This window comes from Streptomyces nigra (assembly GCF_003074055.1).
GTDB lineage: Bacteria > Actinomycetota > Actinomycetes > Streptomycetales > Streptomycetaceae > Streptomyces > Streptomyces nigra.
This window is the reverse complement of record NZ_CP029043.1, coordinates 2,378,626-2,390,854: the sequence shown is the minus strand read 5'-3', so window position 1 is coordinate 2,390,854 and position 12,229 is coordinate 2,378,626. Positions and strand designations below refer to the sequence as shown.

Annotated in this window: 10 protein-coding genes; 9 read left to right on the top strand and 1 reads right to left on the bottom strand. The window is 73.1% G+C overall.

Going from position 1 to position 12,229, the window contains the following annotated elements; translation table 11 throughout:
- Positions 1-37 precede the first annotated feature (37 nt).
- The 9 genes from leuS (at position 38) to DC008_RS11020 (ending at position 11,456) form a co-directional block, all read left to right on the top strand.
- On the top strand, positions 38-2,911 hold the full coding sequence (gene leuS / locus DC008_RS11060; RefSeq protein WP_108706831.1) for a leucine--tRNA ligase: 2,874 nt from the start codon (positions 38-40) through the stop codon (positions 2,909-2,911).
- A 175-nt stretch (positions 2,912-3,086) separates the two neighbouring features.
- Complete coding sequence (locus DC008_RS11055) at positions 3,087-3,899, top strand: hypothetical protein (RefSeq protein ID WP_108706830.1); 813 nt, start codon at positions 3,087-3,089, stop codon at positions 3,897-3,899.
- A 92-nt stretch (positions 3,900-3,991) separates the two neighbouring features.
- Positions 3,992-4,837, top strand: coding sequence for a DegV family protein (locus tag DC008_RS11050; protein WP_108706829.1), 846 nt, complete (start codon positions 3,992-3,994; stop codon positions 4,835-4,837).
- Positions 4,838-4,998: 161 nt separating this feature from the next.
- Positions 4,999-6,048, top strand: a complete 1,050-nt coding sequence (locus DC008_RS11045) for a ComEA family DNA-binding protein (protein ID WP_108706828.1) — start codon at positions 4,999-5,001, stop codon at positions 6,046-6,048.
- Positions 6,045-8,669, top strand: a complete 2,625-nt coding sequence (locus DC008_RS11040; protein ID WP_108706827.1) for a ComEC/Rec2 family competence protein — start codon at positions 6,045-6,047, stop codon at positions 8,667-8,669. Before DC008_RS11045 ends, DC008_RS11040 begins: the two co-directional genes overlap by 4 nt.
- A gap of 4 nt (positions 8,670-8,673) precedes the next feature.
- Positions 8,674-9,501, top strand: a complete 828-nt coding sequence (locus tag DC008_RS11035) for an arylamine N-acetyltransferase family protein (protein WP_108706826.1) — start codon at positions 8,674-8,676, stop codon at positions 9,499-9,501.
- 111 nt (positions 9,502-9,612) lie between these two features.
- The gene (locus tag DC008_RS11030) at positions 9,613-9,858 is read left to right on the top strand and encodes a hypothetical protein (RefSeq protein WP_108706825.1); all 246 of its coding nucleotides are present in this window, start codon (positions 9,613-9,615) and stop codon (positions 9,856-9,858) included.
- A gap of 96 nt (positions 9,859-9,954) precedes the next feature.
- Positions 9,955-10,944, top strand: a complete 990-nt coding sequence (gene holA, locus DC008_RS11025; RefSeq protein WP_208645844.1) for a DNA polymerase III subunit delta — start codon at positions 9,955-9,957, stop codon at positions 10,942-10,944.
- A gap of 113 nt (positions 10,945-11,057) precedes the next feature.
- Positions 11,058-11,456 carry a nuclear transport factor 2 family protein gene (locus DC008_RS11020; protein WP_108710646.1) on the top strand — a complete coding sequence of 133 codons (399 nt, stop codon included), beginning with the start codon at positions 11,058-11,060 and terminating at the stop codon, positions 11,454-11,456.
- Between the two features lie 309 nt (positions 11,457-11,765).
- On the opposite strand, the gene rpsT is transcribed toward DC008_RS11020, so the two are convergent.
- A complete protein-coding gene (gene rpsT, locus DC008_RS11015) occupies positions 11,766-12,032 on the bottom strand; it encodes a 30S ribosomal protein S20 (RefSeq protein ID WP_053750780.1) in 267 nt (88 codons plus the stop codon).
- Positions 12,033-12,229 lie beyond the last annotated feature (197 nt).

Below are 12,229 nucleotides of genomic sequence, written 5' to 3'. Positions count from 1 at the left end.
GCCGCGGGCAGAGACGATCGATGGAGCTTTGAGGATCATGAGCGAGACGAACCCCGCTGCCGCCGCCGAGGTGGCCGCGCCGCACCGCTACACGGCTGCCCTGGCGGCCGACATCGAGGCACGCTGGCAGGACTTCTGGGACGCCGAGGGCACGTACGCGGCTCCCAACCCCAAGGGCGACCTGGCGGGCGACCCCGAGCTGGTCGCCCGGCCCAAGAAGTTCATCATGGACATGTTCCCGTACCCGTCGGGCGCGGGCCTGCACGTCGGTCACCCGCTGGGGTACATCGCCACCGACGTCTTCGCCCGCTTCCAGCGCATGACCGGGCACAACGTCCTGCACACCCTGGGCTTCGACGCCTTCGGCCTGCCCGCCGAGCAGTACGCGGTGCAGACGGGCACCCACCCGCGTGTCTCCACCGAGGCCAACATCAAGAACATGCAGATCCAGCTGCGCCGGCTGGGCCTGGGCCACGACAAGCGCCGGTCGTTCGCCACGATCGACCCGGACTACTACAAGTGGACGCAGTGGATCTTCCTGCAGATCTTCAACTCCTGGTACGACGACGAGGCGAAGAAGGCCCGGCCGATCTCCGAGCTGGTCGCCGAGTTCGAGTCCGGTGAGCGGCCCGTACCCGGCCACACGCGCGCGTGGAGCGAGCTGAACGCCGCCGAGCGCGCCGACGTCCTGGGCGAGTACCGGCTGGCCTACGCCTCCGACGCGCCGGTCAACTGGTGCCCCGGGCTGGGCACCGTGCTGGCCAACGAGGAGGTCACCGCCGACGGCCGCTCCGAGCGCGGCAACTTCCCCGTCTTCAAGGCCAAGCTGCGCCAGTGGAACATGCGCATCACCGCCTACGCCGACCGGCTGCTGGACGACCTGGACGCCCTGGACTGGCCCGAGGCCATCAAGCTGCAGCAGCGCAACTGGATCGGCCGCTCCGAGGGCGCCCGCGTCGACTTCCCGATCGACGGCGAGAACATCACCGTCTTCACCACGCGCCCCGACACCCTGTTCGGCGCGACCTACATGGTGCTGGCGCCCGAGCACCCGCTGGTCGAGAAGTTCACCCCGGACGCCTGGCCCGAGGGCACCCACGAGGTGTGGACCGGCGGCCACGCCACCCCCGCCGAGGCCGTCGCCGCCTACCGCGCGCAGGCCGCCTCCAAGTCCGACGTCGAGCGCCAGGCCGAGGCCAAGGACAAGACCGGCGTCTTCACCGGCTCGTACGCGACCAACCCGGTCAACGGCGAGAAGGTCCCCGTCTTCATCGCCGACTACGTCCTGATGGGCTACGGCACCGGCGCGATCATGGCCGTCCCGGCCCACGACTCGCGCGACTTCGCGTTCGCGCGCGCCTTCGAACTGCCCGTCGTCTGCGTGGTCGAGCCCACCGACGGCCGCGGCACCGACCCGGCGACGTGGGACGACGCCTTCGTCTCCTACGACGCGAAGATCGTCAACTCCTCCGGCGAGGGCGTCTCCCTGGACGGCCTGGGCGTCGTCGAGGCCAAGGCGCGCATCACCGAGTGGCTGGAGCGCGAGGGCCGCGGCGAGGGCACCGTCAACTTCCGGCTGCGCGACTGGCTGTTCAGCCGCCAGCGCTACTGGGGCGAGCCCTTCCCGATCGTCTACGACGAGGACGGCATCGCCCACCCGCTGCCCGAGTCGATGCTGCCGCTGGAGCTGCCCGAGGTCGAGGACTACAGCCCGCGCACCTTCGACCCGGACGACGCCGACACCCAGCCCGAGACGCCGCTGTCGCGCAACGAGGACTGGGTCAACGTCACCCTGGACCTGGGCGACGGCCCCAAGCGCTACCGGCGCGAGACCAACACCATGCCCAACTGGGCGGGTTCCTGCTGGTACGAGCTGCGCTACCTGGACCCGCACAACTCCGAGAAGCTGGTCGACCCCGAGATCGAGCAGTACTGGATGGGCCCGCGCGAGGGCATGCCGCACGGTGGTGTCGACCTGTACGTCGGCGGCGCCGAGCACGCCGTGCTGCACCTGCTGTACGCCCGCTTCTGGTCCAAGGTCCTGTACGACCTGGGGCACGTCTCGTCCGCCGAGCCGTTCCACAAGCTGTTCAACCAGGGCATGATCCAGGCCTACGTCTACCGCGACAGCCGGGGCATCGCCGTGCCCGCCGCCGAGGTCGAGGAGCGCGACGGCACCTACTGGTACCAGGGCGAGCGGGTCACCCGGCTGCTGGGCAAGATGGGCAAGTCCCTGAAGAACGCCGTCACTCCGGACGAGATCTGCGCCGAGTACGGCGCCGACACCCTGCGCCTGTACGAGATGGCGATGGGCCCGCTGGACGTGTCCCGGCCGTGGGACACGCGCGCGGTCGTCGGCCAGTTCCGGCTTCTGCAGCGCCTGTGGCGCAACGTCGTCGACGAGACCACCGGCGAGGTGACCGTCGTCGACGCCGAGCCCGATGAGGAGACGCTGCGCGCCCTGCACAAGGCGATCGACGGCGTGCGCGGCGACCTGGAGAACATGCGGTTCAACACCGCCATCGCCAAGGTCACCGAGCTGAACAACCACCTGACCAAGGCCGGCGGCGCGGTCTCCCGCTCCGTCGCCGAGGCCCTGGTGCTGATGGTCGCGCCGCTGGCCCCGCACATCGCCGAGGAGCTCTGGCGCAGACTGGGCCACGAGGACTCCGTCGTGCACCGGGACTTCCCGGTCGCCGACCAGGCGTACCTGGTGGATGAGACCGTCACCTGCGTCGTCCAGATCAAGGGCAAGGTCAAGGCCCGCCTGGAGGTCTCGCCCTCGATCTCCGAGGACGACCTGGAGAAGACCGCGCTGGCCGACGAGAAGGTCGTCGCCGCGCTGGGCGGGGCCGGCATCCGCAAGGTCATCGTGCGGGCGCCGAAGCTGGTGAACATCGTTCCGGCGTAGGCGCCGATGCGGCGGCCGGTCGAGGTGATCTTGCCTCGGCGGTCCCGCAGCCGGGTTCAGGGTGATCCCCTACGGGCAGGTTCGGGGTTCCGTCGGAACTACGGGCCTGCCCGTTGCGTTTACCGTGGAGAGGCGGCCTGGCGCAGGTCGCGCCAGGCAGGAGGAGGAGGAGCCCGTGGCAGAAGTGATCGCAGTCATCGCCCTGCTCTTCGTGCTCTTCGTCGCGCTCGGCGTGTTCGCCACCGTCAAGGTGGTGGGCGCCGCCAAGCGCAGCGCCGACAAGCACATCACCCAGGCCCGCCGCACCGTCGAGGACCACACCCTCAAGGCCAAGGCGCTCGGCCGCCCCGGCCCGGCCGGGGAGGTCGCCCAGCTCCGCCTCACGCTGCGCACCTCCATGCGGGCCACCCAGGAGGCGCTGGAGGCCCTCGCCGCCGAGGACGCGTCCGTCAAGGAGTCCCTCGGCCTCTTCCAGCGGCTCAGCGCCCACGGCCATGAACTGGACGCCGAGCTGCGCCGCCTGGAGTCCGAGCCGGACCGCGCCACCCTCGCCGCACGCCTGCCCGACCTGCGCGAACGCACCGAGCGCATCGCGCACTCCGCCGACTCGCTGCGCTGGGCGGCCCGCGACCGCGCCCGCCGCTTCGCCGACGACGACCTGGACTCGCTGAGCACCCAGATCGACATGGAGGCCGGCGCCCTGCGGCACTGGCAGACCGCCGAGTCCGAGCCCTCTCCCACGGCATCCTCCGCGCCCTCCGCCAGGGCAGCCTCCGAGCCCGCGCGGGCCGCCGAGGCTCCCGAGCGCCCCGCGCCGCCGTGGCCCGAGGCCCCCGCCACCGAGCCCGGTACGGCACCCGAGCAGACCTGGCCGGACACGCCCCGGACCCGGCAGGCCGAGGAGCCGACCAGGCCCGCGATCAGCCCGGCGGCACCCCGTCCCACCTATCCGTGGCAGAAGAAACCCCGCCCGGAGAGCACGACTTGAGCCCCCGCGGCACGATCCGTTCCGGTCACGACGGCACCGGCTGAGCGGGGTCGGGCTGCCGCCCGGGCACTACGCCAGGTAACCTCCAGCTCATGTCCCGCCATGTCGCGATCGTCACCGATTCAACGGCCTACCTGCCGCTCCGGACGATGCAGCGCCACGGCATCACAGCGGTCCCCCTGACCGTGGTCCTCGGCGACCAGGCGCTCCTCGAGGGCACCGAGATCTCGACCCGTTCCCTCGCGCAGGCGTTGCAGAAGCGACGCCCCGTCACCACCTCGCGGCCCAGCCCGCAGGTCTTCGCCGAGCACTACCGCAAGGTCGCCGAGTCCGGCGCCACGGGCATCGTGTCCCTGCACCTTTCCGCCGAACTCTCCGGCACCTACGACGCCGCGGTCCTCGCCGCGCGCGAGGCGCCGGTGCCGGTACGGGTCGTGGACACCGGGATGGTCGCCATGGCCCTCGGGTTCAGTGCGCTGGCCGCCGCCGAGACGGCGGAGGCGGGCGGCACGGTGGACGAGGCCGTCACCGCCGCGGAGAAGCGGGCCGGGGGCACCGCCGCCTACTTCTACGTCGACACGCTCGAATACCTGCGCCGTGGCGGCCGGATCGGCGCGGCGCAGGCGCTGCTGGGCTCCGCGCTGGCGGTGAAGCCTCTGCTGCAGCTGAACGGGGGCCGGATCGACCTCCTGGAGAAGGTGCGGACGGCGTCGAAGGCGATCGCCCGGCTGGAGGAGATCGCGGCCGAGCGGGCGGGCGGCGCACAGGTCGACATCGCGGTCCACCATCTCGCGGCCCCCGAACGGGCGTCGGCGCTCGCGGACCGGCTGCGCACCCGGGTGCCGGGGCTGGCCGATCTGCATGTCAGTGAGGTGGGGGCGGTGATCGGGGCGCATACCGGGCCCGGGTTGCTGGGGGTTGTGGTTTCGCCTCGGTGACCCCGGGGCGGCATCGCTCGGGCCGCGGGTCGCGGGTCGTCGCGCGGGTCGTCAGCCGGGTCGTCACTCGTTGGGGTGGCGTGGTTTTCCACAAGTGTGCCGTGGTCCACGGAAATTGAGCATGATCATCGCGAATGCGACGGGTGCCGGATGCTCGTCGCATGGCACTTCGATCACGCACATCCACATCTCCCCGGGTTCGCTCCACGAGGGTCACCAGCGGCCCGGGACGCGGACCCGCCTCCGACGGCCGGGCACGCCATCGGCGGGGCACGCACAGCGACGGCCGAGGCAGGACGGGGCAGCGGCGGGCCTCGGCCGAGGAGCTGCGCCGCCGGGCGGAGCTGATCTTCGCCGAACGGGGCGGGGACCGGCGGGAGTCGGGGAACGGCCCACCAGGAGTCGCTGAGCCAGTCGTCCAGCCAGTCGTCCGGCCAGTCGTCGAGACGGAGCCGGCTCGGCGTCCGGATCCCGGCGCACGGGGGCTGCGCGGGCGGCTCGGGCCGGCGTTGCGGGAGCGGCTGCCGGTGTGGGTGCAGGCGCGGTGCGGTCTGGAGCGGCGCAGTGTGATCGCGCTCGTCGCCGTGCTCGTCCTCGCGGCCGCCCTGGCGGTGCAGCACTTCTGGGCCGGGCGCGTGGAGCCCGTACGGGCACCCGACGTGGTGCGCGCGGTCGCCTCCCACGGTGACGGAGCGCGTGGCGGGATGGCAGAGCCCGGCGCCTTGACCTCCGCCGGGCCGGGTGCCGCGGGCTCGCCCGGTGCCGAGATCGTGGTGGACGTGGGCGGCAAGGTCCGTGAACCGGGCGTCCACCGGTTGCCCGCCGGATCGCGGGTCGCCGACGCCCTGCGCGCGGCCGGCGGGGTGCGGCCCGGCACGGACACCGACGGTCTGAACCAGGCCCGCTTCCTGGTGGACGGCGAGCAGGTCATCGTCGGCGCCCCGCCCGGCGTCGCCGGACCGGCCCCGGCCCCGGCTGCCGGAACGGGCGGCGTGTCCGGTCCCGGGGGCACGCCCACCGCCCCGGTGTCGCTCAACACGGCCACGCTGGAACAGCTGGACACCCTGCCGGGCGTGGGACCGGTGCTGGCGCAGCACATCATCGACCACCGCACCCGGCACGGCGGCTTCCGCTCGGTGGACGAACTGCGCGACGTGAACGGCATCGGCGACCGCCGCTTCGCCGACCTGCGGAACCTCGTACGGCCATGAGGGAGGAGGGGGACGACGACCGGCGGGACGAGGGGCGGCGCGACACCCGGAAGGCCGTGCACGCCGCGTCCGGCGGGCGGCTCGGGGCGGCCCATCCGCGGCAGGAGGGACCGGCCGATCTACGGCTGGTGCCGCCCGCGCTGGCCGCCTGGGCGACCTCGGCGGTGATGCTGGACGCCGCACCGGCGTGGGTGACCGGCACGGCGGTCGGGTGCCTGGCCGCGGCCGGCGTGCTGATGACCCTGGGGGTGTGCCGGGTGAGCCGGGTGAGGCGGACGGGTCGGGTGAGCTGGGCGCGTCGGGTGCCCGGGGTGATGACGGGCGGCCGGTCCGGCTGGCCTGCCGTCACCGCCGCGGCCGTCCTGGTCTGTGTGGCGGCGGCCGCCGTCTCGGCCGGGCTGCACGGGGCGGACCTGCGGCGCGGGCCGCTGCCGGGGCTCGCCGAGCGGTACGCCACGGTCATCGCCGAGGCGGAGATCACCTCGGACCCCCGGCTCGTCCGGCCCCGGGTGAGAGGCCCGGCACCGGCGCCGACCGCCGTGCTGTTCGAGGCTGACGTACGGCGCGTGGAGACGCGGGACGGCGCGACCGTGGTGACCCGGACCCCGGTGCTGATGGTGGTCGACGTCGAGAGACGGCGTTCTTCTTCCGACTCTTTCGCCTCTTCCACCTCCTTCGCCGGGGACCGGCCGTCGCCGTGGCTCGCCCTGCTGCCCTCGACGCGGGTGCGGGTGACGGCCCGTGTGGTGCCGCCCGCGGACGGCGGGGACATCGCGGCGGTGCTGCGGGTGCGGGACTCAAAGGTGCCGGAGGTGGTGGGGGAGCCGTCGGCGGCGCAGCGGCTGGCGGGGCGGTTGCGGGCCGGGCTGCGGGAGGCGACCGACGGGCTGGCCCCGGACGCCCGGGCGTTGTTGCCCGGGCTGGTCGTCGGGGACACCGCGCGGATCACGCCGGAGCTGGACGAGGCGTTCAAGGAGACCGATCTGGCGCACACGCTGGCGGTGTCGGGGAGCAACCTCACGATCATCCTGGTCCTGCTCATCGGCCCGCCGGGGCTCGCCCAGCGCGTGGAGCGGCGTGGGCTCGCGCCGCGCCTCGGTATCTCCCTGCGGACGACCGCGCTGCTCGGTGGGGCTCTGACCTTCGGGTTCGTCATCGTGTGCCGGCCCGATCCGAGCGTCCTGCGGGCGGCGGCCTGTGGAGCGGTGGCGCTGCTCGCCCTGGCGACCGGGCGCCGCCGCTCGCTGATCCCGGCGCTGGCGACAGCCGTACTGCTGCTGGTGCTGTACGACCCGTGGCTGTCCCGCAGTTACGGCTTTCTGCTGTCCGTCCTGGCCACCGGGGCGCTGCTCACCCTGGCGCCCGGGTGGAGCGCGGCGCTGCGTGCACGCCGGGTTCCGCCGCGACTGGCCGAGGCGCTGGCCGCCGCTGCCGCCGCGCAGGCGCTGTGCGCACCGGTGGTGGCGGTGCTGTCGGCCCGGGTGAGCCTGGTGGCGGTGCCCTGCAATCTGCTCGTGGAGTTCGCGATCGCGCCGGCCACGGTGCTGGGGTTCGCCGCGCTGGCGACGGCACCCTGGGCGATGCCGGTGGCGAAGGTGCTGGCCTGGTGCGCGGGATGGCCCGCCGGGTGGATCGCGGACGTCGCCCGGACCGGCGCCGCGCTGCCCGGCGCGGGCGTCGACTGGCCGGGCAGCTGGACCGGGGCCGCGCTGCTCGCGCTCGCCACGGTGGCCCTGCTGCTCGCCGGGCGGCGACTGCTGCGGCACCCCTGGTGGTGCGGGGCGTGCGGGGTGCTGCTCCTGCTGGCCGTTTTGCAGCCGCCGCCGTTGACGCGGGTGGTGACGGGATGGCCGCCGCCGGCGTGGCGGTTCGCGATGTGCGACGTCGGGCAGGGCGACGCGACGGTGCTCGCGGCGGGCGCGGGGACGGGGGTGGTGGTGGACGCGGGACCCGATCCCGTGTTGGTCGACCGGTGCCTGCGCACCCTCGGCATCACGAGGATCCCCCTGGTCGTCCTGACGCACTTCCACGCCGACCATGTGGCGGGCCTGCCCGGCGTCCTGAGAGGCCGGCAGGTCGGCGCCATCGAGACGACGGCGTACCAGGAACCGTCGGATCAGGCGGAGTTCGTGCGGCGGGAGGCGGCCGCGCGGGGCGTTCCGGTGACGCGGGCCGCTGCCGGGGAGGAGCGCCGCACCGGTGGCCTGAGCTGGCGCGTGGTGTGGCCGCCGGGGGATCCCACCGTGGTGCCGGAAGGGCCGAACGACGCGAGTGTCGCCCTGCTCGTCCGCTCGGCGGGCCTGCGGCTCCTGCTCCTCGGCGACCTCGAACCACCGGCACAGCGCGCCCTGTTGAGATCACCGGCCGGGCCGCTGCTGGGCGGGGTGGACGTGTTGAAGGTCGCCCATCACGGCTCGGCTTATCAGGACCCCGGGCTCCTGATCCGGGCGGCGCCCCGGCTCGCGCTCATCTCCGCGGGCGCGGACAACACCTACGGGCATCCGGCACCCGGCACGGTCGCGGCGCTGCGGGCGATGGGCGCGGTGGTGCTCAGCACGGACCGGGACGGGGCGCTGGCGGTGACCGGGGAGGGTGCGGAGCTGGGTGTGGCGGGAGACTGAGGGCATGGATTCCGTGGAGATCGATGCCTACCTGAGCCGACTGGGAGCCGAGCGTCCGGTCCGGCCCACCGCCGAGGCCCTGCGCGACCTGCATCTGCGCCATCTGCGCACCGTGCCTTTCGAGAACCTGTCGATCCACCTCGGCGAGGAGATCGTCCTGGAGGAGAAGCGGCTGGTGGACAAGGTGGTGGGGGCGGGACGCGGCGGGTTCTGCTACGAACTGAACGGCGCGTTCGGGGCGTTGCTCGGCGCGCTCGGCTTCGAGGTGACGCTGCTCGCGGCGCGCGTGCACGGCAACGAGGGGAGACTCGGCATCCCCTACGACCACATGGCGCTGGAGGTCCGGACGGCGGACGGGGGCGCCTGGCTGGCGGACGTGGGCTTCGGGGCGCACAGCCACCACCCGCTGGCGCTCGGCACCGGGGAGGAGCAGGTGGATCCGGCGGGGGTGTTCCGGATCGTCGAGGCCGGGCCGGACGCGGCGGGGGTGCGCGGGGGCCAGGAGGCGGACCTGGATGTGGTGATGGACGGCAGGCCCGAGTACCGGCTGGAGCGGCGGCCCCGGGTGCTCGGGGACTTCGTGTCCGGCGCGTGGTGGCACAGCACCTCGCCCGCCTCGCACTTCACCCAGTCGCTGGTGTGCTCGCGGGTCACCGACGAGGGAGGGCGGATCACGCTCAGCGGCCGCACGTTCAAGGAGACGGCGGCCGACGGCACCCGTACGGAGCGGGAGCTGGCCACGGACGAGGAGGTGCTGGGGGTGTACCGGGACCGGTTCGGCATCGCGCTGGACCGGGTGCCGACGGTCCGGACACCGGGCGGGAACGGGTAAGGGGGCGGCACAAGCGGTGCCGCGGCCCCGGCACCCCCGGCACCCCCGGCACCGCCGGCACCCCCGGCACCCCCGGAACCGGGCATCCGCCCCGTGTCCGAGAATTGCCCCGTGAGCGATGTGAGACATGTGCTGGTGCTGCCCGACCGTGACGCGGCAGAGGAGGCGGCGGAGGCGCTGCGGGAGCGGTTCGGCGTCGACGAGGAGCCGCACCTGGTGCGGGACGCCCTCGCGGGCGAGGACGACGCCGAGGACGCGCAGTGGCTGCTGGTGCTGCGCGACGAGCAGGAGCGCCTCGACCCCGCGGAGCTCGACGCGTTCGCGGGGGAGTGGGAGGGCTGGCGGGAGGAGCCGTAGCCGCCGGGAAGTCTTCCGGCAGCGGCAGCGGCAGCGGCAGCGGCAGCGGTACGGCACCGGCCGGCGTTGTCGTACCCGCGTGCCATGCTGTACGCGATGGCCAGGAAGACTGCGAACGACGATCCCCTCGCCCCCGTGACCCTCGCCGTGGGTCAGGAGGAGCTGCTGCTCGACCGTGCCGTGCGGGAGGTGGTGGTCGCCGCGCGGGCCGCCGACGCCGACACGGACGTACGGGACCTCACCGCGGACCAGGTGCAGCCGGGCACGCTGGCGGAGCTGACCAGCCCGTCGCTGTTCGCCGAGCGCAAGGTCGTCGTGGTGCGGAACGCGCAGGACCTGTCGGCGGACACCATCAAGGACGTGACGGCGTATCTCTCCTCCCCGGCCGAGGAGATCACGCTGGTGCTGTTGCACGCCGGTGGCGTCAAGGGCAAGAAGCTGCTCGACGCCGCCCGCAAGGCGGGGGCACGCGAGGTGGCGTGCCCGAAGATGACCAAGCCGGCGGACCGGCTGGCGTTCGTCCGGCAGGAGTTCCGGGCGACCGGCAGATCCGCGACGCCCGAGGCGTGCCAGGCGCTGGTCGACGCCATCGGCAGTGATCTGCGGGAGCTGGCGTCCGCGGTGACCCAGCTGGTCGCGGATGTCGAGGGCACCATCGACGAGGCCGTCGTCGGGCGCTACTACACGGGCCGGGCCGAGGCGTCGAGCTTCACCGTCGCCGACCGGGCCGTGGAGGGCCGAGCGGCGGAGGCGCTGGAGGCGCTGCGGTGGTCGCTGGCGACCGGTGTCGCCCCCGTCCTGATCACCAGTGCGCTGGCGCAGGGCGTGCGGGCCATCGGCAAGCTGTCCTCCGCCCGCGGGGGCCGGCCCGCCGATCTGGCCCGGGAGCTGGGGATGCCGCCCTGGAAGATCGACCGGGTGCGCCAGCAGATGCGGGGTTGGACGCCGGACGGTGTCGCGGTCGCGTTGCGGGCGGTCGCCGAGGCCGACGCCGGGGTGAAGGGCGGCGGGGACGACCCGGAGTACGCCCTCGAGAAGGCGGTCGTGACGATCGCCCGCGCCGCCCGCTCCCGCGGCCGCGCCTGACGCCCGCCACCCACCCGCCCCCCGGCCCCCGATCCGAACGACAGGCGTCCCCAGGGCGAGGAGAATCGGACGTATCAGCTGTTGTCGCCGGACGGCGAAAGGTGGCGATCACGATGGCTGAGCACCCGCACGCTGCCCTCGTACGCAAGGGGTACACGGCGTTCCAGAACGGGGACATGGACACACTGCGCTCCCTGATGACCGGGGACTGCACACACCATGTGCCCGGTACGCATCCGCTGTCGGGGGACCACAAGGGGATCGACGCGATTCTCAGCGGCTACTACGGCCGGCTCCAGTCGGAGACGGGCGGCTCGTTCCGCGTGGAGCTGCGCGATGTGTTCGTCGACGGGCGTGGGCACGCCGTCTCCGTGCACCGCTTCACCGCCGACCGGGGCGACAAGCACATCGACGAGGACGGCGGCATCGTCTTCCGGATCGTCGGCGACAAGATCACCGATCTCGACGAGTGCGTCGCGGACCTCGACACGGCCGACGAATTCTGGAGCTGACCCGCCCCGAGAGCGTGCCGAAGCCGATTCTGGAGCTGACCCGCCCCGAGAGCGTGCCGAAGCCGATTCTGGAGCTGACCCGCCCCGAGAGCGTGCCGAAGCCGATTCTGGAGCTGACCCGCCCCGAGGGCATGCCGAAGGCCCCGGCACCCGCCCTGGGGAAGGGTGGGCGCCGGGGCCTCCGGGTTCAAGCTGCTGGATCCGCACCCGCGTGGCGAACGCAGGCCGCGTGCGGATCCGGGGGTGCCGGACGGGAGCGGATGAGAGAGGGCCCGCTCGAGTCCCTCCGGCGGTCAGATCAGAAAGGTGTCAGCCCTTGAGGGTCGCGACCTTCGAAGCAAGCGCCGACTTCTTGTTGGCGGCCTGGTTCTTGTGGATGACGCCCTTGGAGACGGCCTTGTCGAGCTGACGCGCGGCAGCGCGCTGGTACTCGGTGGCCTTCTCGACGTCACCCGCGGCAGCGGCCTCGCGGGCCTTGCGGATCGCGGTCTTGAGGGAGGACTTGACGGCCTTGTTGCGCAGCCGGGCCTTCTCGTTGGTCTTGATCCGCTTGATCTGGGACTTGATGTTCGCCACGAATGAGCCTTTTCAGGTTCAGGCACGGGCCTGGGGCCTCCCGAAGCGGAGACCGGTCCCGTACCAGGTGATTTCTTGAAGGTGTGCCTCGCGCTGAGAGGGCATGAGACACAGCCACCCAGACTACCAGTGGGCCGAAGAATGGCCCAAACCCGCTCCAGGTCGCCGCCCATGGGACCATGGAACCTACGTATCGA